Source organism: Pedococcus sp. P2_A3 (genome assembly GCF_056405035.1).
On the sequence record NZ_JBFUCW010000026.1, the window covers coordinates 1 to 24,704 of the forward strand.

Consider the following 24,704-nt stretch of genomic DNA (forward strand, 5'->3'; position numbering starts at 1 on the left):
CCGCTCGGCCGCACCCCGCTCGGCCGCACCCCGCGCCGGCACCGGACGACCGGGCGCGGCGCGCTCGGCGTCGGCTCGTCCGGGGGCTGGGCCGGGTCGCTCGCGGGCCACGGCCCCGGGGGTGACGCGCAAGGTGGCCGGGTCTCCGGTCCCGCCCGAACGGCGCAGCTCCCGCGGCGTGATGCGTGTCGTCGTGCTCGCCTCGATCTTCGTGCTCCTGGCCGTCACGCTCGTCCCGACCCTGCGCTCCTACCTGCGCCAGCAGGGCGAGATCGACGCGCTGCGGGGCCAGGTCAGCGAGCAGCGCCAGGGGGTGAGCGACCTGCAGAAGGAGCAGGCCCGCTGGAACGACGACGCGTATGTCATGCAGCAGGCTCGCGAACGCCTCAAGTTCGTCAAGGTCGGCGAGAAGTCCTACACCGTGATCGACGGCAAGCCCTCGACCCCGGCAGCGACTGCCGTGGCCAAGGCCTCGGCGGCCTCGAGCGACCACCCGTGGTACGGCCAGCTGTGGGAGTCCGTGCAGGTCGCCGACGCCGGACCAGCGTCGTCCGGCTCGTCCAGCTCGTCCGGCTCGTCCGGCGCGACCGCTCCGGCCAAGTGAGCGACCAGCCGACCCAGGCCGACCTCGACGCGGTGCAGGCCCAGCTGGGGCGCGTCCCGCGGGGGGTCGCCGCGGTGGCCCATCGGTGCCCGTGCGGGCACCCCGACGTGCTCAAGACCGAGCCACGGCTGCCCGACGGCACGCCGTTCCCCACGACGTTCTACGCGACCTGCCCCAAGCTCACCGGCGCCATCTCCACCCTCGAGTCGACCGGGCTGATGAAGCAGATGAGCGACCGCCTTGCCGACGACCCCGACCTCGCCGCCGCCTACGCCGCCGCCCACGAGGACTACCTCACCCGTCGCGCCGAGCTCGGTCACGTCGAGGAGATCGACGGCATCTCGGCCGGCGGCATGCCCACCCGCGTGAAGTGTCTGCACGTCCTGGTCGGCCACTCGTTGGCCGTCGGACCCGGCGTCAACCCGCTCGGTGACGAGGCGCTCGCCCTGCTCGACGACTGGTGGGCATTCGGTTCCTGTGTCCCCGACCCGGCACCCACGGTGCCCCTGTGACCACCACCCGGGTCGGGGCGATCGACTGCGGCACCAACTCGATCCGCCTGCTCGTCGCCGACGTCGACCCGCTGCAAGGCACGCTCGTCGACGTGCTGCGGCGGATGGAGGTGGTGCGGCTCGGCTACGGCGTCGACCGCACCGGCCGCATCGACCCCGTCGCCATGGAGCGCACACTGGCGATGGCCGGTGAGTATGCCGCGCAGTGCCGCGAGCTGGGCGCGACCAGTGTGCGGTTCGTCGCCACCTCCGCCTCGCGGGACGCCTCGAACGCCGACGAGTTCGTGACCGGTGTGCGAACTGCCTTCTCCCACTACGGGATCGCACCCGAGGTCATCTCGGGTGACGAGGAAGCCGCCCTGTCGTTCCGGGGCGCCACCGGCGAGCTGCGGGCGCGCGGCATACCCGGTCCGTATCTGGTGGTGGACCTCGGAGGCGGGTCGACCGAGTTCGTCCGCGGCACCGAGGTCGTCGAGGCCGCCCGCTCGGTCGACGTCGGGTGCGTGCGGATGACCGAACGGCACCTGCACTCGGACCCACCCACGGACGCCGAGGTCGCCGGCGCGGTGCGCGACATCGACGCCGCGATCGACAGCGCTGCCGAGCGGGTCGACTTCACGGGGGTCGGTGCGCTCGTGGGCCTGGCCGGCAGCGTCACGACGATCACCGCCCACGCGCTGGGCCTGACGGCGTACGACCCGCAGCGCATCCACCTCACCGAGCTGCACTCCGACGAGGTCCTGGCGGCCTGCGAGTCGTTGCTGCACCTGACCCGTGCGGAGCGGGCGGCCTTGGGGTTCATGCACCCCGGGCGGGTCGACGTCATCGGCGCGGGGGCCCTGGTCTGGCACGAGGTGGTGGCCCGGCTGGCCGGTCTGGGCGTGCACCGGGTCATCACGTCCGAGCACGACATCCTCGACGGCATCGCGCTCTCGGCGGCGGGTGGGCCGCCGCCGGCGGTCTCAGCTGCGGGGGAGTAGGGCGGCCAGCCCGGTCCACACGGTCGACACGACGATGTCGGTCGCCGCCCGCGTCGAGACGTCGGGCCGGCGGATGCGCCACACGGCGACCCGCTCGCACGCGCCGATGATGACCTCGACGTACCCCTCGAGCAGGTCGTCGGGGACGGTGGCCAGGGCCGGCGCCTTGCGGAAGGTCGCCATGGTCGCGGCTGACTGCTGCTCGCGGATGCTCTCGATCAGGGGGCTGGCCTGGGAGGCGACCGCACCCTCCTGCTGGATGAGCACGAAGGCCGTGGCGTGCTCGTCGATGAACTCGAAGAAGGCGGCGACGCCGGCGCGGAAGACCTCCTCGAGCGGGGCGTCAGTGCCGACCTCGAGCCAGGCCGCCTCGGTCGCCACCCTCAGCTGGGTGCGCGCCCTCGTGATGCAGGCCGAGAGCAGCCCTTCCTTGGAGCCGAAGTACTCGTAGATCAGGGGCTTGGTCACCCCCACCCGCTCGGCGATGTCCTCCATCGTCGTCGCCTGGAACCCGCGCTCGGCGAAGAACTCCTCGGCGATGCGCAGGATCTGCTCCTCCCGCTGGGCGCGGGGCATCCGCACCCGGGGAGCGGGAGGGGCGGCGGGCTGCTGGGGACTCGGCGGCACGCGGCAACTGTACCCCGGACGCGGGCCAACTTACTGATGGTAAGTTTGCGTCATGGCGGCACCTCACCACCGCGTGGTCATCGTCGGCACCGGGTTCTCCGGGCTCGGCATGGCGATCCGCCTCGCCCAGCGGGGCGAGCACGACTACGTCGTCCTCGAGAAGGCCGACGAGGTCGGCGGCACGTGGCGGGACAACCGCTACCCGGGCTGCGCGTGCGACGTCCCCTCGCGCCTCTACTCCTTCTCCTTCGCCCAGTACCCACAGTGGTCGCGTGACTTCGCCACGGCCGGCGAGATCTGGTCCTACCTGCGCCAGGTCGCCGACCGGTATGCCGTGCGCGACCGGATCGAGTTCGGCGCCGACCTGCGGGCGGCCGAGTTCGACGAGGGGGCCGGGCGCTGGAACCTCACGACCGCCGACGGTCGGCAGTGGACCTGCGACGCCCTCGTCCTGGGAGCGGGGGCGCTCCACGAGCCCAGGCTCCCCGACATCGAGGGGCTTGCGTCGTTCGCGGGCGAGGTGGTGCACACCGCCCGCTGGCCGGAGGGGACCGACCTGGCCGGCCGACGCATCGGCGTCGTCGGCACGGGGGCGAGTGCCGTGCAACTGGTGCCAGAGGTCGCCCCGGTGGCCGACCACACCACCGTCTTCCAGCGCACTGCGGCCTGGACGATGACCAAGCACGACCAGGCGTGGAGCCCGACCCGCCAGCGCCTGTTCGCGCGCTGGCCGGCACTGCAGCGCCTGGTGCGCTGGCGCACGTACTGGGCGCTGGAGGCGAGGGCGCCGTTGTTCGTCCGGCTGCCGGGTCTGGCCCGGTTCGTCGAGCGGGTCGCCCTGCGGGAGCTGGCCGCAGCGGTCCCCGACCCCGCCACGCGGGCCGCGTTGACCCCCGACTACCGGATCGGCTGCAAGCGGATCCTGCTGTCCAACGACTACTGGCCCACCTTCGCGCGCGGGGACGTCAGCCTCGTGACGGAGGCGATYGTGCGGGTCGAGCCCGACGCGGTCGTCACCGCCGACGGCGCACGGCACGAGGTGGACGTGCTCGTCCTCGGCACCGGTTTCGACGTGAGTGGCAGCACCGACCGCATGGACATCCGTGGGCTCGGTGGTCGCACCCTCGCCGACGCCTGGAGCGGTGGGATGCACACCAACCTCGGCATCACCGTCGCGGGCTTCCCGGAGCTCTACTTCCTCCTCGGCCCGAACACCGGCCTCGGGCACAACAGCGTCGTCACGATGATCGAGTTCGCCACCGACTACGTGCTCAAGGCGATCGACCGGGGCAGGGCTGGGCCGCGGGTCGTGACCCACCAGGCCCAGGACGCGTTCACCCGTGAGATGGTGCGGCGTTCCCGCCACACGATCTGGGCCACCGGGTGCCGCAGCTGGTACCTCGACCGGTTCGGCAACAACACCGCCCTCTGGCCCGGCTCGACCATCGGCTACTGGCTGCGCACCCGCAGGCTGACCGAGTCCCAGTTCGAGCAAGTCCGCAGCGGACGCCCCACCACCACGAAGGAATCCATTGATGCGCAAGGCATTTGAGCCCAAGGTCTCCATCGTCACGGGCGGCGCGTCCGGTATCGGGCGCGCCATCGCTGCACAGCTCGTCGCCCGCGGCAGCCATGTCGTCGTCGCCGACCTCGACGCCGAGGGAGCCGTCCGGGTGGCGGGAGAGCTCGGTCCGCTGGCCAGCCCGGCCACGCTCGACGTCGCCGATGCCGCAGCCGTCACGGCCCTGGTCCGGAAGGTCGCCGACGAGCACGGCCGCCTCGACGTGATGGTCAACAACGCCGGCATCGCCATCGGCGGGCTGCTCGAGGAGCTCGACGAGCGGCACTGGGCCAAGGCGATCGACGTGAACCTGCGTGGCGTGGTCCACGGGGTCACGGCGGCATACGAGGTCATGCGCGCCCAGGGCAGCGGGCACATCCTCAACACCGCCTCCCTCGCCGGGTTGATCCCGGCCCCGGCGATGCTGCCCTACACGACCACCAAGCACGCCGTCGTGGGGCTCTCGACGGCGCTGCGCGCCGAGGCGGCGAGCCAGGGCGTGCAGGTGAGCGTGCTGTGCCCCGGCTTCGTCGACACCCCGCTCCTCGACGACGTGTATGCCGCGCCCGACAGCTTCGGGGGCAGCAGCGTGCGGGCTCGCGTGCGGCTGCTGCAACCGCGGTTCCTCACCGCTGAGCAGACCGCGAAGGCGGCAGTCGACGGGCTCGCGGCGAACAAGGCGGTCATCCCGGTGGGGTTCCTCGCGCACTTCACCTGGCGTCTGCTGCGGTATGCGCCGCCGGTGGCCAGGGCGGTCATCCAGGGTCAGGCGACCGGTCACCGCCGGCTCAACGCACGGGCTGCCGCCAAGGCCGCCAGGCGCTGAGGTCGTCGCCCGCACGAAGTCGGCCCATCGCCCGCTTCCACGGCCACGGCGCTGCGGATCCCCTGGGAAGTCGGCCCATCGCCCGCTTCCACGGCCGCTGCGTCGCGGTTTCCCCTGGGAAGTCGGCCCATCGCCCGCTTCCACGGCCACGGCGTTCCGGATCCCTTGGGAAGTCGGCCCATCGCCCGCTAACCCCGGGCCGGGCCGGTCGGTCAGTTCTGCCCGACCCCGGCCAACAGGACGACGCACGCGCCGGCAGCCAGCACGAACAGGATCGCCAGTCCGGCCAGCAGGCCCACCATGATGAAGCGGGTGCTCTCCCGCACGAGTCCGACGATGAACGCGCCCAACAGCCCGAGGTTGAGGCCGATGGTCGCGATCGCGCCGACCTCGCTGGGGAGGTTGAGTCTGTTGCCGACGACGGTGGGCAGGGACTCCACCGCCCCCACGACGGCGAGCGCGGGGATGCAGAGGGCGACCCCGATCCAGAACTTCGCGACGTTGGAGCGTACCCGCCGCTTCGCTGGCGGTGTCGGGCCTGGCTGTGTCATGAGCGTTCCCCTCAGCTGATCCAGAGGTAGATGCCGACGCACGCGGCGGCGGCGAGCACGGTGAGGTAGAGCAGCACCAGTCGGGTGTCCCCGAGCTTGCAGCGCGACCGCAACAAGCCACCCCGACGGGCCTTGGCGTAACCGACGATGGCCAGCACCGCGAAGCCGAGCAGGGCCACCGGGCCGAGCGCCCAGCCCAGCAGCGCGACGGTCGCGAAGACGCACAGCCGCAACGGGTCGTAGGGCGCGGCCGACTCGTGGTCGCCCTGCGAGGCATGCGGCGGCGTGACCTGGCGCGGGTCCGGCCCGCTCACGACGTGGCCTTGGCGACGAGGGGCAGGCCGACCGCGGTCGAGATGCGTTGCCTCGACAACGGCGCCCAGGCCTGTAGGGCGCAGAACGGCGCGCACTGGTGGGCTCCCTCGTCGCCCACCGTTGCCACGTGGACGCAACACTGCGTGAGGCGCTCCTCGATCATCGTGTTCATGTCCATGAAGGGCTTGACGGTGATCCGCAGCACGCGCTCTCCCAACAGGGCTCGGAGCTTCTCGCGCTGGCTGGGGAGGCGGCCCGCCGCGAGCGTCGCGAGCGTGCCGATGCCCAGGTCGCACCCACTGCAGACGTCGCGCCAGATCCCTGCCATCGASGGGTGCGAGAGCGACGACTGCTCCGACAGCAGGTCGAGCAGCGACTGCTTGACGGCCGAGCGGAGCGAGGCGGGGAGGGCGTCGTCGGCGATGCGGTTGGCGAGCACGTCGGGTTCCAGGTCGAGCCACTGCTTGAGACGCTCGGGCCCGACCAGCGAGACGAGCGAGCGCCACGTGCCGGAGTCGTCGCGCAGGAGGTAGCCCACCGAGCAGCAGTGCGGGTGCGAACACGGCAGCGCGGTCAGGTCGCGCCACGTCACCTGCCCGGCCGTCTGCCCCTCCAGGCGGGCCAGGACCCCCGTGTGGGTCAGCCGGTCGTGCGGGTCGATCCCGGTGCTGCGACCGGAGCCAAACACCGGCTGGATGGTCACGCCGCCGACGTAGGGGGTGTCGAGCGCGCGCTTGACCACGAACCCGATCTCGTCGTCGTTGACGCCCAAGGCGGCAGTCATCGTGAGCGTGGTGAAGATGCCGGCCGCGGACAGGCGGTCGATCGCCTGCTCCTTGAACCTGCGGATGTCCGCACCCCGGTGGTGGGTGGAGGCCTGCGCCGACTCTCCGTCGTACTGCAGGTAGACCTCCACCCGGTCACGGTGACGCCGCAGGAGGTCGAGCAGCGCGTCGTCCTTGGCGATGGCCAGGCCGTTGGTGTTGACCAGGACTCGCACGATCGGACGGGCGGCGACCGCGTCGAGCAGCTCGCCCAGCCACGGGTAGAGCGTCGGCTCCCCACCACTGAGCATGAGGACGTCGATCCGACCGTTCTCCCGGGAGAGCCTCGCGTCGACCGATGCGAGCACCTGGTCGAGGGGCACGACCGACGCCAGGGCCGGTGCCGACGCAGCGAAGCAGGTCGGGCACTTGAGGTTGCAGTGGTCGAGGAGGTCCTCGAGCAGGATGCAGGTGTGCTGGGTCTGCATCTCGGGCAGCCCATCAGCGTAGGCCGCCGGCACCGGCGCGAAGTTCCCGGCCAGGTCGGGGGTGTGCACCTTGGTCGGGGCGGTCCACTCCTCGAGGTAGCTCAGGATCTCGGGCGACTCGTCGTACAGCGTGCGCACCAGCCCGTGGGTGGCGCACCCGCGCTCGAGCCAGATCCGTCCCTCGCGCTCCACGAGCCAGCCCGACAGGCGGTGCACCTCCGTGAGGGGACGGTCGGGTCGCTCCTCGTGGCACAAGGGACAGAAGGCGTTGACGTAACGGTGGATGCGGTCGCCGCGCAACGGCATACCCGGTCCGGTGCGGGTGCTCACGCGACCACTGTCTCGTGCCGCAGCCCGCGGTAGGCGCCGCGACGCGCCTGCACCGCCACTCGCGCGAGGATCAACGGCACGGTCACCGCGAGGAAGAGCTGGGGACGGGTCAGTCCCAGCCAGGCGACCTCGTTGCCCCTGACGTACTCGAGGAGGAAGCGCGCGACGCCGTACGCGCCGAGGTACCAGACCAGCAGCTCGCCGCTGGGCACGGGGCGGTGGCGCAGCCACCACCAGATGACGGCGAACGCCGCCGCGTGGAAAAGGATCTCGTAGACGAACGACGGGTGCAGGGGTATGCCGGCGGGTGCACCCGTGCGCGCAGCCGCGGCGTCGTCGAGGGTGATCCCCCAGGACGTCCCCGTGGGGCTGCCAGGTCGCTCGGTGAGCAGGCAGCCCACCCGGCCCACCGCCATGCCAAGTGCCACGGCGGGGGCGAACAGGTCACCCGTGCGGGGTCGGTAGCCGCTGAGGCGCTTGGCCACGTGCACGCCGGCCCAGGCCCCGACCAGGCCGCCCAGGATGCTGCGGTTGCCGTAGGCCCACTGCTCGGCGAGCGAGGCGTTCTGGCGCAGGTCGAGGTGCTGGAGCCAGGTGCCGAGCCGCATGAACACCGCTCCGCCGACGAGCCCGCCGGTGACCACGATCAGCAACCGCTCGTCCGTCGTCCCACGCCGCCGGGCCTCCAGGGCGAACACCCCGATGGCCGTGAGGACGCCGAGCGCCACGAACACGGCATGCGTGTCGACCCCGAACACCGTGGGAACCACCGACACCCCTCCCTTCCCGAGTCGTGTGTGCCAGCACGCACCAGGGCGCGGGGTGGCGCACACGACTGACGCGTGGCACCAGTGAAGGGTGGCACGAATGCGGTGCGCGCGCGGCATACTTGGGCCGCCCCCGTGGCCCAACTGGCAGAGGCAGGCGACTTAAAATCGCCACAGGTGCGGGTTCGACCCCCGTCGGGGGCACCAGACCGACCTGCCGGTGCGGCGACGCCCGGTTTCGGGTCGTGGAAGGCGCTGTGGTCGCTACCCTCGCGGACATGAACGCTCGTGGGGGATGCAAGGTGCTCGTGTTCGCGGCCTCCATGGCCCTGCTGGCCTCTGCGTGCGGCACCGGCGAGCCCACGCCGGGGATGGAGCGAGCCGCGTCCTTCGTCCTGGGCTCACGCCTTGCCGACGGCAGCCAGTCGCTGGGTGAGTGCCTCGGCGCGGCGGGGTACGAGGTCCGGCCGGACCTCGTCGCGCGCGACGTCGAGCAGAAGGAAGACATCGAGCTGGGCGGGCGCAGGACGTCGATGTACGGAGTGATCGTGAAGGGCCCTGACAGGCTGTCCTTCCTCGTGGCGATGGAGGCTGGCTTCGTCATGCCCGGACAGGAAGGCGTGAAGCAGCGACTGTCCCTGCTCTCGTGTGAGCTGCCGTAGGACCGGGACCCGGGCGCGGTCTGTGCGCAGGCCCGGCGGTGCACGGCCGCAAGGGTCTTCGTGCACGGTGGGTCAGAGGTCGAGGTCGGCCCAGATCGCGGCGTGGTCGGAGGCGGCGTCCTGCTCCCGCGTCAGGGTCGGGTACATCTCCCAGCGGCCGGACGCGGTCCACACGCCCTTGCGGAAGATGCCCGACGCGGTGACCGCGGCGAAGACGGTGGGCGAGCAGAGCAGGTAGTCGATCTTGTTGCCGGCTCGACCCGTCGTGTAGGTGCCCGGCCAGCCACCGTCGTCGAAGCTGGGGTGGGTGGCGACGTCACGCAGGTCGGTCGGCCCTGCCGCGGACCCCACCAGCAGGGGAGCCAGGGGTCCCGAGTCAGGCGTGTCGTTGAGGTCGCCGAGGATGACGATGTGTTCGATGCCCTCGGCACGCCGGGCGCGGTAGATCTCGGCCACCCGCTCGGCCTGTCGCTCGCGGCGCCGGTTGGAGTCGTTCGCCGTGCCGTAGCCCTTGGACTTGAAGTGGTTGACCATCACGAGCAGCGACGCGCCGCTGGGCAGGGTCAGGGTGTACTCGGGGCAGTCGCGGCCGAAGATCGGCCCGGCCAGGTCGGCGTCGTCGACATGGCTGACGATCCGCTCGATGACGTGGTCGCCACGGGTCATGATGCCCACGTCGATGCCGCGGTCGTCGTTGCCGTCGATGAGCATGATGTGGCCGTAGATGCGGTCGCTGATCGGCCGCAGGAGGTCGACGTTGAACCGCTGCAACGCGATCCGGCTCTCCGCCTCCACGACCCCGAGCACGTCGGCCCCGACGTCGTGGACGACCTGCGCGGTGTGGCGGACCGCGAGCTCGGTGACCGCCTGGGTCCTGAGCTCGAGCCAGCCCACCCAGTCGGGCCGACCGTCGGCCACCACCGTGATGCCCCCGGCTTTCGGCCTGGTGACCAGGCGGCCGCGGTTCTGCCGCAGCACGACGTAGGTCCCCGAGTCGGCCTTCTCCAGCCCCAGCGCGACGAGCCACTTGACGATGTTGGCCTTGTCGGTCGCCGTGTATGCCGCGTGCTGGAGGGTGCGGGTCAGCTTGGCGTAGGTGTCGAGGAGGGCGCGGTGGGTCGCCCAGTCATCCGCCGCGAGCAGCCTCGCGCGGTCGAACAGGTTCTCCACGTTGAAGCTCGCGATCCGCACGACACCAGACTCCCGCGCGCTGCACTGACGCACCAGTGCTGGCCCGGGGTCGACTTCGTCGTCCACAGGTGGGCCATGCGGGAACTTTCACCCCCTTTCCGCACGTAGTCTGGGGTGAGCGGCCGACCGCAGGGCCGCCCTACGCCTCCAAGGAGACAGCATGGCCAGCAACCCGGTGTTCGACCGGATCGAGAAGGAGTCCCGCCAGGGCTATGCCGGGTTCGGTCGCAGCGGTGCGCCGTCCCAGCAGCCGACGGCCGGCATGGCGTCCACCGACGGCATGACGAGCCAGCAGCTCCAGGACCTCTACAACCAGCCCTCCGCCGGCCCGGTCCAGACCAAGCGCCTCACCATCGACGACGTCGTGATGAAGACGGCCGGGCTGTTCGCCATCGTGCTCGTCTTCGCGGCCGTCGGCTGGCAGCTGGCGCCCACCAGCTTCGGCCCCATCGCCGTCTACGGCGGGATCGCCTTCACCCTCGTCGTGGGCTTGGTCATCGCGTTCAAGAAGACCATCAGTGTCCCGTTGATCGTGCTGTACGCCGTGGCCGAGGGTCTCTTCGTCGGCGCCATCAGCAGCTACTACAGCATCGCGTTCGACCCGCCCGGGCAGACCGAGATCTTCCGGGGGATCGTGGCGCAGGCCGTCCTCGCCACCCTGTCCGTCTTCGCAGGCATGCTGTTGGCCTACAAGACCGGCCTGATCAAGGTGACGGCGAAGTTCCGCCGCATCGTGACCATGGCGGTCATCGGCTACGCCATCTTCGCGCTGGTCAACTTCCTCTACGCAGTGATCGGCAACCACGCCTTCGGCATCGGTGGGACCGGCCCTCTCGGCATCGGCATCTCGCTCTTCGCGATCGGCCTGGCCTCGGCGATGCTCGCCGTTGACTTCGACTCGATCGACCGGGCGATCGCGGCGGGCGCTCCGGAGAAGTACTCCTGGCTGCTCGCCCACGGCCTGATCGTCACCCTGGTGTGGCTGTACCTCGAGATCCTGCGTCTGCTCGGGCGTCTGCGCAGCAACTAGCGTGACCCCGAGATCGCCTGTTCCGCAGGAGGTTTCGGCCGAACTGCAACGCGTGGTCCGGCGGTGGCAGCAGCTGCCGCTGGACCACGCGCTGTCGTGTGCGCCGGTCGTCCGACGTCTGCTCGATGACCTGTCGTCGCCGACCGGGCGGGTGCCCGACCTCGGTCCCGCGGTGCTGATGGACCAGCTGACCGTCCTCGTCTACGACGCCTGCGCTGAGGGCGGGGCGGGCGGCGGAGCGTCGCACGACCTGGCCCGCCGCCTGGGTGACCTGCGCCGCGAGCTCGCCTGACCGGCATACCCCGATCGAGGTGATAACCGACCGGAAACCGGTCGGATATCACCTCGAACGGCGGCGCCTGTGGATGAACGGCCGAGGCGAGCGGGGGGCCCGACCATGCTGGCGAGATGACCACCTCCCGCACTCCGCGGCACCAGCTCGTCGAGCTCGCGCCGGACGGCGTCCTGAGCCGCACTCGCCTGCGTGAGCTCGGGTGGGACCGCCGCGCGGTCCACCGCCAGGTGTCCGCCGACCGGTGGCGCGTCCACGGGGACGAGACGGTGGCCCTCCACACCGCGCCGCTGTCCTTGGCGGCCCGACGGTGGAGCGCGATCTGGGAGGTCGGCCCGGGGGTGGCCGCGCTCGATGGCGTGACGGCGCTCCAGGTGGCCGGTCTCAAGGGCTACTCCGATGACCGGATCCACGTGTCGGTGAAGCACACGGCCAGGGTGGTGGTTCCCGCCGGAGTCGTCCTGCACAAGGTGATCCGTCGCGTCGACGACGAACTGGCCACGCAGGGCCTGCCCCGGACCAAACCCGCTGTTGCGGCTGTCCGGGCCGCCCACTGGGCCGTGAGTGACCGGCAGGCTGCGCTCGTGCTGACCATGCCGGTGCAGCAACGGCTGGTCAGTGGCGAGGCGCTGTGGGAGACCACCGGCGTGATCCGCGGTCGCAACCGCCGGGCCTTGATACGACGGGTGGCCCACGACGTGGCCGACGGCGCACACTCGCTCGGCGAACTGGACTTCGCGGCCCTGTGTCGCTCGCGTGGGCTGCCCGAGCCCACCCGTCAGTCCGTTCGGCGGGGGCTCCGCGGTGCGGTCTACCTCGACGTGAGCTGGGACGACATCGGGTTGGTCGTCGAGATCGACGGCTCCCAGCACACCTGGGGCCTGGCCCTGACCGACGACCACCTGCGCCAGAACGAGCTCGTCCTGGGAGATGAGCGCGTGCTCCGCATCACGCTCGTCGGGCTGCGGCTCGAGCCCCAGCTGTTCATGGACCAGGTGGTGCGGGCCCATGCGCTGCTCCGGGCGCGAGCCGCCTGACCCGGTTCGAGGTGATATCCGACCGGAAACTGGTCGGATATCACCTCGAACGGGTCTCGACGAAAGGGCTCAGCTGAGCCGCTCGTAGATGATGGCCATGCCCTGGCCGCCGCCGACGCACATCGTCTCGAGGCCGAACTGGCCGTCGCGGGCGGCGAGGCCGTTGAGCAGCGTGGTCGTGATGCGCGCCCCGGTCGAGCCGAACGGGTGGCCGAGCGCGATCGCGCCGCCGTGCACGTTGAGCTTGTCGAAGTCCATCCCGAGATCGTCGGCCGACGGCAGCACCTGCGCGGCGAACGCCTCGTTGATCTCGTAGAGGTCCATGTCGCCGATGGTCATGCCGGCCCGTGCCAGCGCCTGGCGCGACGCCTCGACCGGGCCGAGGCCCATGATCTCCGGCGAGAGCCCGGAGACGCCGGTGGAGACCACCCGCGCGAGCGGAGTCAGGCCGAGCTCCTTCGCCTTGGTGTCACTCATGACCACCACGGCAGCGGCGCCGTCGTTGAGCGGGCAGCAGTTGCCGGCGGTGATGGTGCCCTGCTCGCGGAAGACCGGGTTCAGCCCCTGCAGCGCCTCCAGCGTCACTCCGGCGCGCGGGCCGTCGTCCTTGCTGACGACCGTGCCGTCACCGAGGGTGACCGGCGCGATCTCGCGCTCGAAGAAGCCGTCGGCGATGGCCTTCTCCGCGCGGTTCTGCGACGAGACGCCCCACTCGTCCTGGCGTTCGCGCGAGATCCCGCGCAGCGTCGCGACGTTCTCGGCGGTCTGGCCCATCGACAGGTAGACGTCGGGCAGCAGACCCTGCTGACGCGGGTCGGTCCAGGTCTCGTTGCTCGCGGCGATCTGCTCGCTGCGAGCCGCGGACCCGGCGAACTTGGGGTTCTGGTCGTCGCCGGAGGAGCCGCCAGCCCCAGCCCAGTTGGTGTACTGCGAGACGCACTCGACCCCACCCGAGACGAAGATGTCGCCCTCACCGGCCTTGATCGCGTGGTACGCCATGCGGGTGGTCTGCACGGAGGAGGCGCAGAACCGGTTGATCGTCGACCCGGGGAGCCCGTCGAACCCCGCGAGCACGGCCACGACGCGCGCCATGTTGGAGCCGTGGCGGCCGGACGGCTCGGCACAACCCCAGTAGAGGTCCTCGACCAGGGTGGGGTCGAGCTCGGGGATCTTGGCCAGCGCGGCCGAGATCACCTGCACCGACAGGTCGTCGGGGCGCATCTCCTTGAGCGAGCCCTTGAACGCGCGCCCGATGGGCGTGCGGGCGGTCGAGACGATGACGGCTTCGGTCACGGGGTCCTCCTCGTGCAACAGGTGCGAGGGGCCGCGAGATAAGCGGCCGCTTAGTCAGCCTCGATGGTATGCCGTGCGGCTGGGTCCGCGGGTGTGGCGTTCCTCTCGTCGGGCTCGCCCACCTCCCGGTCGACCTCAGCAGGGCTGGTCTCCACCGGCCCGGGCTTCACGGGTCCGGGCTTCACGGGGGCGGGCTTCACCGGGCCTGCCTCCACCGGTCCGGTCTCGGCAGTCGGGAGTGCCGGGCCGGCGGGCGCGAGCTGCGCCGCGTCGTCGACCTTGGTGGGCTGATCGGTGCGGCCGGGCACGGTGTCACGTGGGCGGCGCAGGAGCATCGCCCAGCGACCTCGGGGTCCGCGGGTCTGACCGGCGATCTTGGTCGCCGAGACCTCGGTGCCGGGGTCGCGGACGGCGTACTGGGCTGCCACGGCGACCGGACCGACGCCCTCGCCGCGGCGCATGTCGGGAGCGCGCTCCTCGCTCGGTTCGCCGGTCCAGACGCCGAGGGCGGCATAGACGCTCGGCAGCAGTGCGGCGGCGGCCCGGGCGTAGCCGGCGGGCGAGGGGTGGAACCGGTCGGCACTGAACATCTCGTGTGGGCGCTCGGCGAACTCGGGCCCCAGGAGGTCGCCGAGGGACACCGTGCGGCCGCCGGCCTCGACGACGGCGACGGTCTGGGCCGCGGCCAGGTCACGCGACCAGCGGCGGCCGATGAGGCGCAGCGGCTGGGGGATCGGCTGGATCGTGCCGAGGTCGGGGCAGGTGCCGACGACGACCTCGGTGTCGAGGGCGCGCAGGGACCGCACCGCCATCTCGAGGTGGCGCACGGCCACGGCCTTGTTGATCCGGTGGGTCACGTCGTTGGCGCCGATCATGATGATGGCGACGTGCGGCCGGGGCACCTGGTCGAGGGCGTTGGCGAGCTGGAGCTCGAGGCCGGACGACTCGGCGCCCACGACGGCGGTGTTGGTGAGGCGCACCGGGCGGCCGGTCAGGGCCGAGACGCCGTTGGCGATGATGGCGCCGACGGTCTGGTAGCGGTGGTCGGCGCCCATGCCCGCGGCGGACGAGTCGCCCAGGACGACGAGCTCGACCGGGTCGCCCACGCCCGCGCCATACAGGCCGTTGTCGTCGGGGGAGCCGTCGAAGGGCTGGCCCACGATCCGGCGGGCCACCATCGCCTCCGCCTTGAGCACGCCGTAGCCGAGAGCGCCCAGCGCACCGATCCCAGCAGCGAGCCCGCCCCCACCGTACGCGGCGGTGGCGGCGATCTTGCGGGCTCGTCGTGCCCGGCTCATGGGCCATCCCCTCTCGTCCGTGGCTCCTCTGACGGTAACGCCCGATGCAGACATGGTGTGCCCCCCTCCCCTCGATGGTGCGACCGGCCCCCCGTTCTTGGCATCCCCCAGTTGGCGGAGAGGCTCCAGAGGGGCCGCCGGGGCGTCCGAGGGGGCGTCCACGATCTGAGAGGATGGCGCGGTGAAGTACGCAGAGCACATCGCCGACCTCGTCGGGAACACGCCCCTCGTCAAGCTCAACTCGGTCACCGACGGGATCGCTGCGACGATCCTCGCGAAGGTCGAGTACCTCAACCCCGGCGGGTCGGTGAAGGACCGCATCGCGCTGAAGATGATCGAGGCGGCCGAGGCCTCCGGCGAGCTCAAGCCCGGCGGCACGATCGTCGAGCCGACGTCCGGCAACACCGGCGTGGGACTGGCCCTGGTGGCCCAGCGCAAGGGCTACAAGTGCGTCTTCGTCTGCCCCGACAAGGTGAGCCAGGACAAGCGCGACGTGCTCAAGGCCTACGGCGCCGAGGTGGTGGTCTGCCCGACCGCCGTCGCGCCCGACCACCCGGACTCCTACTACGAGACGTCCGACCGGCTGGTGCGCGAGATCGATGGCGCGTGGAAGCCCAACCAGTACGCCAACCAGAACGGGCCCGCGTCGCACTACGAGTCGACCGGCCCCGAGGTGTGGGACGACACCGACGGCACGATCACGCACTTCGTGGCGGGGGTCGGTACCGGTGGCACCATCACCGGCACCGGGCGCTACCTGCGCGAGGTCTCGGAGGCCCGCGAGGGTGGGCGGGTGCAGATCATCGGCGCCGACCCCGAGGGTTCGGTCTACTCCGGCGGCACCGGCCGCCCCTACCTCGTCGAGGGTGTCGGCGAGGACTTCTGGCCGACGGCCTACGACCCCGACGTCGTCGACCAGGTCATCGCCGTCAGTGACGCCGACTCGTTCGAGATGACGCGACGCCTGGCCAAGGAGGAGGGCCTGCTCGTGGGCGGCTCCTGCGGCATGGCGGTCGTGGCGGCCCTGCGCGCGGCGAAGGACCTCCCGGCCGACGCGGTGGTCGTCGTGCTGCTGCCCGACGGCGGCCGCGGGTACATGTCGAAGATCTTCAACGACGACTGGATGAACTCCTACGGCTTCATGCACACCCACACCGAGACCACCGTCGGCGAGGTGCTGCACAAGAAGGCCGGCGACATCCCGGCCCTCGTGCACACCCACCCCACGGAGACCGTCCGCGACGCGATCGAGATCCTCCACGAGTACTCCGTCTCGCAGATGCCCGTCGTCAAGGCCGAGCCGCCGGTGATGGCCGGCGAGGTCGCGGGGTCGGTCAGCGAGCGCGCCCTGCTCGAGGCGCTGTTCAACGGCACCGCGCACCTCACCGACTCGGTCGACAAGCACATGGAGCCGTCGCTGCCGCTGGTCGGTGCCGGTGAGCCGGTGACGTCTGCGCGGCACGAGCTGGAGAAGCACGACGCGATCATGGTCGTCGAGGACGGCAAGCCGGTCGGGGTGCTGACCCGCGCCGATCTGCTGATCGCCTTGGTGGACTAGGAGATCGGGCCGCCAGGCCCCGGCCGGCGCACCGCGCCGCTCAACGCAGCCGTCGCGCCATGTCCGGGCGCGGCGGCTGCGTCGCGTCCGGGTGCAGGATGCCGGCCAGCGCCTCGACGCCGTCGACGAGGCGAGGACCTGGGCGCGCGAAGCTGGCGTTCGCGTCGACCGCCCAGACGGGTATGCCGGGTGGTAGCTGCCCGGCGGCGATCGCCTTGTGGGCCAACGCAGTCGACCCCTCGAGGTCGTAGCCGCAGGGGGCGCACACGATGACGTCGGGAGTGCTGTCGCGAACCGCCTCCCACGTGACGCGCACCGACTTCTCGCCTGCCTCCCCGAGTGCGTTGGTGCCGCCGGCCCGGGTGACCATCTCCGGCACCCAGTGCCCGGGCGCGAACGCCGGGTCGGTCCACTCGAGCACCAGCGCCCGCGGACGGGGAGCGGCGCGCACCGCCGACTCCACGGCATACAGGCGGTCGTGGAGGTCGGCCACGAGGGCCGCTGCCCGCTCGACGGTGCCCGTCGCGGACCCCAGGGTGGTGATGGAGCCGAGCACCTCGTCGAGGGTGTGCGGGTCGATGGTGAGGACCTCGGCCCGGCAGCCGAGGTAGGCCAGGGCGTCGTCGACGACGGAGACGTCCACGGCGCAGACAGCGCACAGGTCCTGGGTGACCACGAGGTCGGCGTCGAGAGCGCCGAGGGCTCCGGCGTCCAGGTGGTAGAGGTCCTCCCCGGCGGCCATGGCCCTGCTGACGAAGGCGTCGATGTCGCTGGCCGAGAGTCCCTCGGGGATCGCCGTCGTCGAGACGATGGTGCGCTCGCGGGCCTCGGCCGGGGTGTCGCACTCGAAGGTCACGCCGACCACCTGGTCACCGGCTCCGAGGGCGAAGAGGATCTCCGTCGTCGAGGGCAGCAAGGAGACGATGCGCATGCCCAGACCTTACGCAGGTGGCCCCGCGATGGCCTCGGCGGCCGCGCAACGTCACCGAGGCGGCCGGGCGCGCCGGTCGCCCGGGACTGAGCCACCCCGAACCACCCAGAGACGGTATGCCGCGTGGCCGGCGACGCGGCATACCGTCACCGCCGGGGCGCGGGTTAGGTTGGCACCATGGAGAACTGGGAATCTCCGGTGGAGCGCGCGATCCGCGAGGCGCAGGAGCGCGGGGAGTTCGACAACCTGCCCGGGGCGGGGAAGCCGTTGCGCAGCCTCGGCGACCCGGAGCGGGAGGACCCCGACTGGTGGGTGAAGCGGTTCGCCGAGCGGGAGCACCTCGACCTGTCCGGCGCGTTGTCGCCGCCGCTGGCGCTGCGCAAGGAGGCGGCCACCTTCCCGGGCTCGCTACTCGACCTGCGCACCGAGGCGAGCGTCCGTGCGGTGCTCGAGGACTACAACCACCGCGTCAAGATGGACCGGCTTCGTCCTGGTGTCGGCGCGAGCTTCCCGATCTGGGCGCCCCTGGTCGACGTCGATGCCATGGTCGAGCAGTGGCGCGAGCTCCGCGAGGCCGCGAAGGCAGCCGAGGCGGTGACACTCCCCGCCGACCCGCAGGCCGCCTACCGACACGGGTCGTCGTGGCTGGGTCGCCTGCTTCGGCGCCGGTCAGGAACCGGCGCCGGTCAGTAGCGTGACCGCGGGTCAGCCGCCCAGGTCGCTGGAGTCGTTGACGCGCAGCACGCTCTCCTGCGAGGGAAGCTGGTCCTGCTTGACGATCCCCACCGGGCAGGTCATGCCGTTGGGACCGTGGTTGCAGTAGCCGCCGGGGTTCTTGTAGAGGTACTGCTGGTGGTAGTCCTCGGCGTAGTAGAACGGGCCGGCGTCCTCGGCTGAGCGCAGCTCGGTGGTGATGGTGCCGAAACCGTTGTCGGTCAACACCTTCTGGAACGCCTCGCGCGTCGCCTCGGCCGCACGCTGCTGGTCGGGCGTGGTCCAGTAGATGGCCGAGCGGTAGGCCGTGCCGATGTCGTTGCCCTGCCGGTTGCCCTGGGTCGGGTCGTGGTTCTCCCAGAACTCCTTGAGCAGCAGCTCGGGGCTGGTCTGCTCCGGGTCGTAGGCGACGAGCACCGCCTCGGCGTGACCGGTCAGCCCGGTGCAGGTCTCCTCGTACGTGGGGTTCGGGGTGAGCCCGCCCATGTAGCCCGCTGCGGTCGTGACGACACCCGGAAGCCGCCAGAAGATGCGCTCCGCGCCCCAGAAGCAGCCCATCGCGATGTAGAGCACCTCGGTGCCGTCGGGCCATGGGCCCTCCAGCGGCGTGTGCAGGACGACGTGCTCGTCAGCGATGTGGAACGGACGCGTCTCGCGTCCGCGCAGGGCGTTCTCGGCGGTGGGCAGGGTGGTCTTGGCGCGCGATCCGAATATCACGAGTGGTCCAACGCGGCTCGCCCCACGACTGTTCCGCGCCGCGACCAGGATGTCGGTCCCCGCCCATGCCAAACCGTTGGCGCGGGCGGTGCCGGTCCCGGCAGGGTGGGGGCATGGTCACCATCACCCTGATCGACGACCCGGACGACGCCCAGCGGCAGCTCTTCGACGACTGGGCAGAGGTCTTCGCGGCGGACGGTCGAGACCTCTTCGGCCCGGACCACTCGGCCCACTCGGTCGACGAGCTGCGCGAGCTGGGGCGCAGCACTGCCCGGCGCCGCATCGCGTGGGCGGCCGTGGACCCCGGCGGCAGCGTGGTCGGCGCCGCAGCCCTGATGATGCCGCAGCACGACAACCTCTCGCAGGCCTTGGTCCTGGTCATCGTCCACCCCGACCACCGCCGCCGAGGGGTGGGCACGGCGCTCCTCCAGCACACCGAGGCGGCTGCCACCGAGCACGGCCGCAGCATCCTCCTCGGGGAGACGCAGTGGCGTGTCGGCGGTCGCGACGAGAGCGGCGAGGGCTTCGCGGCGCTCCACGGGTATGCCGGTGCGCAGACGGTGCTGCGCAGCTCACTGCCCCTGCCTGCGGACCGGGAGGCGCTGGAGGCGGCGGTGGACGGGGACGCAGCGGACGGCTACGTCGTGCGGACCTGCTGGGACGGCATACCGGGGGCGTGGTTGGCGGGGCGCGCGGAGCTGAGCCGACGGATGAGCACGGACATCCCGATGGGAGACCTCGTCCTCGAGGAGGAGGTCTGGGACCAGGCGCGGGTGCAGGCGGACTACGAGAGGATCGCGGCGCTCGGCCGCCGGGTCGTCGACACGTTCGCCGTGCACGAGGCCACGGGGGAGCTGGTCGGCTACACCCAGGTGCAGGTGCCACGGGCCAAGCCGCAGGTGGCCTTCCAGCAGGACACCCTGGTGATGCGCGAGCACCGCGGTCACCGGCTCGGCCTGCGGATGAAGGCGGCTGGGACACTGGCCCTCATGCAGGAGTCGCCAGCCACGACGAGCGTCCGCACCTGGAACGCGGACGACAACGCGGCGATGCTCGCCGTCAACCGCGCCCTCGGCTACGTCAACGACGGGATGATGCGCGAGTGGCAGAAGGTGGCGTCGCCGTGATGGACGACCCGCTCGAGGTTGACCTCGGCACGGTGCTCTCGATCCACGTCGCGAAGGCCACCAAGCTGCCCATGCGTCCGGTCGAGTCGGTCGTCGCCGAGGCCGGTGCCGGGCTGGTGGGTGACCGCTACCACGGCTCCAAGCACCGGCACGTCACGGTGCAGTCAGCCCCCTCGCTGGTGGACGCAGGTCGAGCCCTCGGGGCGGAGGTCGAGGCCGGCGCCACCCGCCGCAACGTCACGATCTCGGGCGGGCCGGTCCCCGGCAGGCCGGGCACCAGGGTGCGGATGGGGGAGGCGCTGCTCGAGGTCGTGCGACCCGCTGCACCCTGTCGGCTGATGGACGACCTCATCGGCCCCGGGGCCATGAAGGCGCTCCACGCGCGGGGCGGCACGGTCTTCCGGATCCTCGAGGGCGGAGTCATCCGGGTGGGCGACCCGGTGGTGCGGGAGGGCTCCTGAGCGGGGGCTAGCCTTGCCGCCATGAGCGACCAGCACAGCAGCGACCCGGGCCTGTCCACACCTGGCTTCTCGACGCGTGCGATCCACGCGGGGCAGGAGCCCGACGCGGGCACCGGGGCCGTGATCACCCCCATCTTCCAGGTGTCCACCTACAAGCAGGACGGCATCGGCGGCTTCCGCGGTGGCTACGAGTACAGCCGCTCGGCCAACCCGACCCGCACCGCGCTGGAGGAGTGCTTCGCTGCCCTCGAGGGTGGCGCGCGCGGGTTCGCGTTCTCGTCGGGCCTGGCCGGTCAGGACACCGTGCTCCGGGCGCTGCTGGCGCCGGGTGACCACGTGGTGGTCCCCAGCGACGCGTATGGCGGCACCTACCGGCTGTTCAACAAGGTGCTGACCACCTGGGGCGTGGAGCACACCATCGCACCGATGGGCGACCTCGACGCCGTGCGGGCCGCGATCCGCCCCGGCAGCACCAAGATCCTGTGGGTCGAGACGCCGACCAACCCGCTGCTCGGGATCGCCGACATCGCCGCGCTGTCCGAGCTGGCGCACGAGGCGGGCGCGCTGCTCGTCGTCGACAACACCTTCGCTTCGCCGTACCTCCAGCAGCCCCTCGCCCTCGGCGCCGACATCGTCACGCACTCGACGACGAAGTACTGCGGTGGCCACTCCGACGTCGTCGGCGGGGCCGTCGTCGTGGGCCACGACATCACCGTGCCGGGCTTCGAGGACGCCGTGGATCGTGTTGCCTTCCACCAGAACTCGATGGGTGCGGTCGCCGGGCCGATGGACGCCTGGCTGGTCCTGCGCGGGCTGAAGACCCTGGCCCTGCGCATGGAGAAGCACAGCGACAACGCCGAGCGGGTGGTCGAGTTCCTCACGGCACACCCGGCCGTCAGCGCCGTGCACTACCCCGGGCTGGAGAGCCACCCCGGCCACGCGGTCGCCAAGCGCCAGATGAAGCGGTTCGGCGGGATGATCTCGTTCCAGGTGCGCGCCGGCGAGGACGTCGCGGTCAAGGTGTGCGGCGAGACGCAGCTCTGGACCCTCGGGGAGTCGCTCGGTGGCGTGGAGTCGCTCATCGAACACCCCGCGCGGATGACCCACGCCTCGGTCGCCGGCACGGAGCTCGAGGTGCCCGCTGACCTCATCCGCCTGTCCGTCGGCATCGAGGACGTCGAGGACCTCATCGCCGACCTCGCGCAGGCCCTCGACCGGCTCGGCTGAGCCGAGCGACCCCAGGTGCGGCTGCTCTGCGTCGACTTCGGGTCGACCTTCACCAAGGCGGTGCTCGTCGACGGCGATGGCGCGGTGGTGGCGACGGCCTCCACACCGACCACCGTCACCACCGACGTCCTCGACGGCTACCACGCGCTGCGTGACGAGCTGCGCCACCACGGTGCGGTCGACGAGGTGCTGGCCTGCTCCAGCGCCGGCGGAGGGCTGCGGCTCGCGGTCGTCGGCTACGAGCGCGACGTCACGGCCCAGGCCGGCTTCCGGGTCGGCCTCAGTGCCGGCGCGCGGGTCGCCCACGTGACCTCCGGGCCGCTCTCCGGTGCTGACGTGAAGGCCCTGCGCGACAGTCGGCCCGACCTCGTGCTCCTCGTGGGCGGCACCGATGGCGGGAACGCAGACGTGTTGCTGCACAACGCAGCTCGCCTCGCGAAGGCCCGCATCGGCGCGCCCGTGGTGGTCGCCGGAAACCTCGACGCACGCGCGGGGGCGACCGCGGCCCTGGCCGCCACCGGGCGGTCGTTCACCGTCGCCGACAACGTCCTGCCGTCGATCGGGGTGATCGCCCCCGAGTCGGCGCGGGCCGCCATCCGCCGTGTCTTCCTCGAGCACGTGATCGGTGGCAAGGGACTCTCCCGGGGGCCGGAGTTCGGTGCCATGGTGCAGGCGCCGACCCCCGATGCAGTGCTCGACGGGGTGGCCGTGCTGGCCGAGCACCTCGACGGCGATGTGATGGTGGTCGACATCGGCGGGGCGACGACCGACGTCTACTCGGCGCTGCGACCCCAGGGCGAGGACTCCGGCCTGGCCAAGGACGTCGTGGCGCCCCTGTGGCACGCGCGCACCGTCGAGGCCGACCTCGGCATGCGCTGGAACGCCGAGGGGATCGTCGAGGCGGCCGGCCGTGAGCACGTGCCCCTTCCGGACGGCACTGCCGCGTATGCCGCCCGCGTCGTCCGCGACACCGGTCACCTCCCGGTCGACGAGGCCGAGTGGGGGTTCGACCTCGCGCTGGCGCGGGCCGCCGCCGTCGTGGCCGTCCGTCGGCACGCGCGCCCGCCCGCGCCGGGGGCCGGGGCGAGGCCGCTGGCCGACGTGCAGGTCGTGGTGGGCTCGGGCGGGGTGCTGCGCCACGCGAGCGTCCCGGGCCGAGACGAGGTGCTCCGCGCAGTCGCGACCGACCACGCCGGTGGCTGGAAGGTCCCCCGTGACGGCGCACTGGTGACGGACACGGCATACCTGCTGTTCGCGGTGGGGCTGCTGCGGGACGCGCATCCCGACGTGGCGCGGGCGTTGGCCCGCACGGTGGTCGGCGACCCGTCCGTCGACCAGGCCCCCGAGCGGTCCCCCGACCGGTCCCTCGACCGGGCCTGAGGGCTCAGACCACGTCGAAGAGCTCGGTGTGGACCCGGCGTGGGGCGATCCCCAGCCCGTCGAGGATGTGGACCGACGCGGCCACCATGGGCGCCGGGCCGCAGATGAAGAAGTCGACCCTTCCGGGGGAACGGTGCTGGGGGATCGCCGCCTCGAGGACCGCCTGGGTCAGCCATCCCACCTCGCCCTGCCAGTCCTGCGGGGGCTCCTCGAGGATCTCGACCACGTGCAGGTCGAGCCGCGCCTCGAGGTGCTCGTGGTCGGCGCGGTGGAGCAGGTCGTCCGCGGTGCGTCCGGCGACGATGAGCACGGCCCTGCGCGGGTCGCCGCGGTCGGCCAGGGTCCGGAGCATGCTCAGCATCGGGGTGACCCCGACCCCACCGGCGATGAACACGAAGGACGACGAGCGCAGGCCGTCGAGCGTGAACGAGCCGTGGGGGCCGTCGAGGTAGACCCGGCGACCGGGTCGCAAGCCGGCGAGGATCTCGGTGAAGTCGCCCAGGGGCTTGATCGCGAACTCCTTGCGCCACGGCTCGGTGGCTGCCGAGGCGATGGTGAACGGGTGCTCTTCGAAGACGAAGGGCGACGCGCCGATCTTGAGCCACGCGAACTGACCGGGGCGGAAGGGCACACCGGTGTGTCCCGAGGCGTGCAGCACGACCGAGGTGGCGCCGGGCCCGTCGATGACCTGGTCCACGACGTACGCGTTCCGCTGGGCCCGCAGCGGGCGCCACACCCACCGGTAGACGATGACGGCGAGCACGACGGCGCCCAGACCCTCGAACCAGAGCCGGCCCAGGTCGTGGCGGGTCAGGTCGTGCAGCCACACCACGTGCAAGGTCGTCGCCAACACAACCGTGTTGGCGAGCAGGACGTGCACGAGTCGCCAGCCCTCGTAGCGTGGGCCGCGGTTCCGGCGACTGATGGCGAGGCCGACCAGCGCGAGCAGGGCAAGCGTCGAGACGCTGGCGGCCCACACCCGGGGAGGGGCGGTGCGGAGGTCGAACACCCCGACCCCCTTCTCGGAGTGGGCCAGGACGAAGAGGACATGGGCTGCGACGAGACCCACCGCGATCACGGCGAGCGCACGGTGTTGCCGCAGGAGTCGCTCGACCCCCAGGTGCGACGTGAGCGAACGCAACCGCGAGGGCAGCACGAAGGCGGCGGCCAGCAGCGAGGTTGCCGCGAGAGCCGTCGCCAGGGAGAGCACCCGCCAAGCGCCCTGCTCCTCGGCGCGTTGGATGGTCAGCAGGATCCACCACGGGACGACCAGCGCGGCGGCGATGACGAGCAACCACACCGTGGGGGCGAGCCGGCGTCGAGTGGCTCCACCCCTCCAGGCTCCGGGACGTCGGCCCCGGATCGGGAAGGCCACGCGGGCTCCTTGGTCGTGGGGGGCGACGACAGGGACTGTAGGACCGCCCGGGCGGTCGTGACCTCAAGGCGACCCTAAGCAGGCCT

26 protein-coding genes and 1 tRNA gene are annotated in these 24,704 nt (G+C 71.7%); 16 read left to right on the forward strand and 11 right to left on the reverse strand.

Annotation, left to right across the window (positions count from 1 at the left end):
• The 3 genes from AC1DX8_RS17990 to AC1DX8_RS18000 form a co-directional block, all read left to right on the forward strand.
• On the forward strand, positions 1-604 hold a 604-nt coding region (locus AC1DX8_RS17990; protein ID WP_477631321.1), incomplete at its 5' end, for an FtsB family cell division protein.
• Complete coding sequence (locus AC1DX8_RS17995) at positions 601-1,116, forward strand: DUF501 domain-containing protein (protein WP_477631322.1); 516 nt, start codon at positions 601-603, stop codon at positions 1,114-1,116. The genes AC1DX8_RS17990 and AC1DX8_RS17995, both read left to right, overlap by 4 nt.
• On the forward strand, positions 1,113-2,096 hold the full coding sequence (locus AC1DX8_RS18000; protein ID WP_477631323.1) for a Ppx/GppA phosphatase family protein: 984 nt from the start codon (positions 1,113-1,115) through the stop codon (positions 2,094-2,096). The genes AC1DX8_RS17995 and AC1DX8_RS18000 overlap by 4 nt, the downstream gene beginning before the upstream one ends.
• Here AC1DX8_RS18000 and AC1DX8_RS18005 read toward each other — a convergent pair.
• Positions 2,079-2,723 (reverse strand): TetR/AcrR family transcriptional regulator, encoded by a 645-nt coding sequence (locus AC1DX8_RS18005; protein WP_477631324.1) that lies wholly within the window; start codon positions 2,721-2,723, stop codon positions 2,079-2,081. The genes AC1DX8_RS18000 and AC1DX8_RS18005 overlap by 18 nt on opposite strands.
• Before the next feature lie 52 nt (positions 2,724-2,775).
• On the opposite strand from AC1DX8_RS18005, the gene AC1DX8_RS18010 reads away from it, so the two are divergent.
• Positions 2,776-4,275, forward strand: coding sequence for a flavin-containing monooxygenase (locus AC1DX8_RS18010; protein ID WP_477631325.1), 1,500 nt, complete (start codon positions 2,776-2,778; stop codon positions 4,273-4,275).
• Positions 4,259-5,110 carry an SDR family NAD(P)-dependent oxidoreductase gene (locus tag AC1DX8_RS18015; RefSeq protein WP_477631326.1) on the forward strand — a complete coding sequence of 284 codons (852 nt, stop codon included), beginning with the start codon at positions 4,259-4,261 and terminating at the stop codon, positions 5,108-5,110. The genes AC1DX8_RS18010 and AC1DX8_RS18015 overlap by 17 nt, the downstream gene beginning before the upstream one ends.
• 212 nt (positions 5,111-5,322) lie before the next feature.
• Here the strand turns inward: AC1DX8_RS18015 and AC1DX8_RS18020 are convergent, their stop codons facing one another.
• The 4 genes from AC1DX8_RS18020 to AC1DX8_RS18035 are packed head-to-tail and all read right to left on the reverse strand — an operon-like array spanning position 5,323 to position 8,328.
• Positions 5,323-5,661 carry a hypothetical protein gene (locus AC1DX8_RS18020; RefSeq protein ID WP_477631327.1) on the reverse strand — a complete coding sequence of 113 codons (339 nt, stop codon included), beginning with the start codon at positions 5,659-5,661 and terminating at the stop codon, positions 5,323-5,325.
• A gap of 11 nt (positions 5,662-5,672) precedes the next feature.
• On the reverse strand, positions 5,673-5,975 hold the full coding sequence (locus tag AC1DX8_RS18025; protein ID WP_477631328.1) for a hypothetical protein: 303 nt from the start codon (positions 5,973-5,975) through the stop codon (positions 5,673-5,675).
• Positions 5,972-7,558 carry a radical SAM protein gene (locus AC1DX8_RS18030; protein ID WP_477631329.1) on the reverse strand — a complete coding sequence of 529 codons (1,587 nt, stop codon included), beginning with the start codon at positions 7,556-7,558 and terminating at the stop codon, positions 5,972-5,974. Before AC1DX8_RS18030 ends, AC1DX8_RS18025 begins: the two co-directional genes overlap by 4 nt.
• Complete coding sequence (locus AC1DX8_RS18035; protein WP_477631330.1) at positions 7,555-8,328, reverse strand: prolipoprotein diacylglyceryl transferase; 774 nt, start codon at positions 8,326-8,328, stop codon at positions 7,555-7,557. Before AC1DX8_RS18035 ends, AC1DX8_RS18030 begins: the two co-directional genes overlap by 4 nt.
• 126 nt (positions 8,329-8,454) lie before the next feature.
• Here AC1DX8_RS18035 and AC1DX8_RS18040 point away from each other — a divergent pair.
• Positions 8,455-8,532, forward strand: a tRNA-Leu gene (locus AC1DX8_RS18040).
• A gap of 71 nt (positions 8,533-8,603) precedes the next feature.
• A complete protein-coding gene (locus AC1DX8_RS18045) occupies positions 8,604-8,987 on the forward strand; it encodes a hypothetical protein (protein ID WP_477631331.1) in 384 nt (127 codons plus the stop codon).
• Between the two features lie 72 nt (positions 8,988-9,059).
• On the opposite strand, the gene AC1DX8_RS18050 is transcribed toward AC1DX8_RS18045, so the two are convergent.
• The gene (locus AC1DX8_RS18050) at positions 9,060-10,178 is read right to left on the reverse strand and encodes an endonuclease/exonuclease/phosphatase family protein (protein ID WP_477631332.1); all 1,119 of its coding nucleotides are present in this window, start codon (positions 10,176-10,178) and stop codon (positions 9,060-9,062) included.
• Positions 10,179-10,338: 160 nt separating this feature from the next.
• Between AC1DX8_RS18050 and AC1DX8_RS18055 the strand changes: the two genes are divergently transcribed.
• The 3 genes from AC1DX8_RS18055 to AC1DX8_RS18065 all read left to right on the forward strand — a co-directional run bounded on the left by AC1DX8_RS18055 (position 10,339) and on the right by AC1DX8_RS18065 (position 12,537).
• Complete coding sequence (locus AC1DX8_RS18055; protein ID WP_477631333.1) at positions 10,339-11,208, forward strand: Bax inhibitor-1/YccA family protein; 870 nt, start codon at positions 10,339-10,341, stop codon at positions 11,206-11,208.
• A 1-nt stretch (position 11,209) separates the two neighbouring features.
• Positions 11,210-11,500, forward strand: a complete 291-nt coding sequence (locus tag AC1DX8_RS18060) for a hypothetical protein (protein ID WP_477631334.1) — start codon at positions 11,210-11,212, stop codon at positions 11,498-11,500.
• A gap of 116 nt (positions 11,501-11,616) precedes the next feature.
• A complete protein-coding gene (locus AC1DX8_RS18065) occupies positions 11,617-12,537 on the forward strand; it encodes a hypothetical protein (protein ID WP_477631335.1) in 921 nt (306 codons plus the stop codon).
• Between the two features lie 69 nt (positions 12,538-12,606).
• On the opposite strand, the gene AC1DX8_RS18070 is transcribed toward AC1DX8_RS18065, so the two are convergent.
• Positions 12,607-13,830, reverse strand: coding sequence for an acetyl-CoA C-acetyltransferase (locus AC1DX8_RS18070; protein WP_477631336.1), 1,224 nt, complete (start codon positions 13,828-13,830; stop codon positions 12,607-12,609).
• 50 nt (positions 13,831-13,880) lie between these two features.
• Positions 13,881-15,128: an SGNH/GDSL hydrolase family protein gene (locus AC1DX8_RS18075; protein WP_477631337.1), complete on the reverse strand. Its 1,248-nt coding sequence runs from the start codon at positions 15,126-15,128 to the stop codon at positions 13,881-13,883.
• A 181-nt stretch (positions 15,129-15,309) separates the two neighbouring features.
• On the opposite strand from AC1DX8_RS18075, the gene AC1DX8_RS18080 reads away from it, so the two are divergent.
• Positions 15,310-16,686, forward strand: coding sequence for a cystathionine beta-synthase (locus AC1DX8_RS18080; RefSeq protein WP_477631338.1), 1,377 nt, complete (start codon positions 15,310-15,312; stop codon positions 16,684-16,686).
• A 40-nt stretch (positions 16,687-16,726) separates the two neighbouring features.
• On the opposite strand, the gene AC1DX8_RS18085 is transcribed toward AC1DX8_RS18080, so the two are convergent.
• Complete coding sequence (locus AC1DX8_RS18085; protein WP_477631339.1) at positions 16,727-17,617, reverse strand: cobalamin-binding protein; 891 nt, start codon at positions 17,615-17,617, stop codon at positions 16,727-16,729.
• Between the two features lie 177 nt (positions 17,618-17,794).
• Between AC1DX8_RS18085 and AC1DX8_RS18090 the strand changes: the two genes are divergently transcribed.
• Positions 17,795-18,310 (forward strand): DnaJ family domain-containing protein, encoded by a 516-nt coding sequence (locus AC1DX8_RS18090; protein WP_477631340.1) that lies wholly within the window; start codon positions 17,795-17,797, stop codon positions 18,308-18,310.
• 12 nt (positions 18,311-18,322) lie between these two features.
• On the opposite strand, the gene msrA is transcribed toward AC1DX8_RS18090, so the two are convergent.
• A complete protein-coding gene (msrA, locus tag AC1DX8_RS18095; RefSeq protein ID WP_477631374.1) occupies positions 18,323-19,045 on the reverse strand; it encodes a peptide-methionine (S)-S-oxide reductase MsrA in 723 nt (240 codons plus the stop codon).
• A 116-nt stretch (positions 19,046-19,161) separates the two neighbouring features.
• Between msrA and AC1DX8_RS18100 the strand changes: the two genes are divergently transcribed.
• From AC1DX8_RS18100 to AC1DX8_RS18115, 4 genes are read left to right on the forward strand one after another with little or no spacing between them, the layout of a single operon-like run.
• The gene (locus AC1DX8_RS18100; protein WP_477631341.1) at positions 19,162-20,175 is read left to right on the forward strand and encodes a GNAT family N-acetyltransferase; all 1,014 of its coding nucleotides are present in this window, start codon (positions 19,162-19,164) and stop codon (positions 20,173-20,175) included.
• Positions 20,151-20,636, forward strand: a complete 486-nt coding sequence (locus tag AC1DX8_RS18105; RefSeq protein WP_477631342.1) for an MOSC domain-containing protein — start codon at positions 20,151-20,153, stop codon at positions 20,634-20,636. Before AC1DX8_RS18100 ends, AC1DX8_RS18105 begins: the two co-directional genes overlap by 25 nt.
• A 21-nt stretch (positions 20,637-20,657) precedes the next feature.
• Complete coding sequence (locus AC1DX8_RS18110; protein ID WP_477631343.1) at positions 20,658-21,863, forward strand: cystathionine gamma-synthase; 1,206 nt, start codon at positions 20,658-20,660, stop codon at positions 21,861-21,863.
• Between the two features lie 15 nt (positions 21,864-21,878).
• Positions 21,879-23,243, forward strand: coding sequence for a glutamate mutase L (locus AC1DX8_RS18115; protein WP_477631344.1), 1,365 nt, complete (start codon positions 21,879-21,881; stop codon positions 23,241-23,243).
• Between the two features lie 4 nt (positions 23,244-23,247).
• Here AC1DX8_RS18115 and AC1DX8_RS18120 read toward each other — a convergent pair whose 3' ends face one another.
• The gene (locus tag AC1DX8_RS18120) at positions 23,248-24,618 is read right to left on the reverse strand and encodes a ferredoxin reductase family protein (protein WP_477631345.1); all 1,371 of its coding nucleotides are present in this window, start codon (positions 24,616-24,618) and stop codon (positions 23,248-23,250) included.
• Positions 24,619-24,704: the final 86 nt, after the last annotated feature.

Coding starts and splice junctions, on each gene's coding strand:
- AC1DX8_RS18015 (WP_477631326.1), top strand. CDS start 4,259: ATGCGCAAGGCATTTGAGCCCAAGGTCTCCATCGTCACGGGCGGCGCG.
- AC1DX8_RS18020 (WP_477631327.1), bottom strand. CDS start 5,661: ATGACACAGCCAGGCCCGACACCGCCAGCGAAGCGGCGGGTACGCTCC.
- AC1DX8_RS18045 (WP_477631331.1), top strand. CDS start 8,604: ATGAACGCTCGTGGGGGATGCAAGGTGCTCGTGTTCGCGGCCTCCATG.
- AC1DX8_RS18055 (WP_477631333.1), top strand. CDS start 10,339: ATGGCCAGCAACCCGGTGTTCGACCGGATCGAGAAGGAGTCCCGCCAG.
- AC1DX8_RS18065 (WP_477631335.1), top strand. CDS start 11,617: ATGACCACCTCCCGCACTCCGCGGCACCAGCTCGTCGAGCTCGCGCCG.
- AC1DX8_RS18075 (WP_477631337.1), bottom strand. CDS start 15,128: ATGAGCCGGGCACGACGAGCCCGCAAGATCGCCGCCACCGCCGCGTAC.
- AC1DX8_RS18085 (WP_477631339.1), bottom strand. CDS start 17,617: ATGCGCATCGTCTCCTTGCTGCCCTCGACGACGGAGATCCTCTTCGCC.
- AC1DX8_RS18090 (WP_477631340.1), top strand. CDS start 17,795: ATGGAGAACTGGGAATCTCCGGTGGAGCGCGCGATCCGCGAGGCGCAG.
- AC1DX8_RS18100 (WP_477631341.1), top strand. CDS start 19,162: ATGGTCACCATCACCCTGATCGACGACCCGGACGACGCCCAGCGGCAG.
- AC1DX8_RS18110 (WP_477631343.1), top strand. CDS start 20,658: ATGAGCGACCAGCACAGCAGCGACCCGGGCCTGTCCACACCTGGCTTC.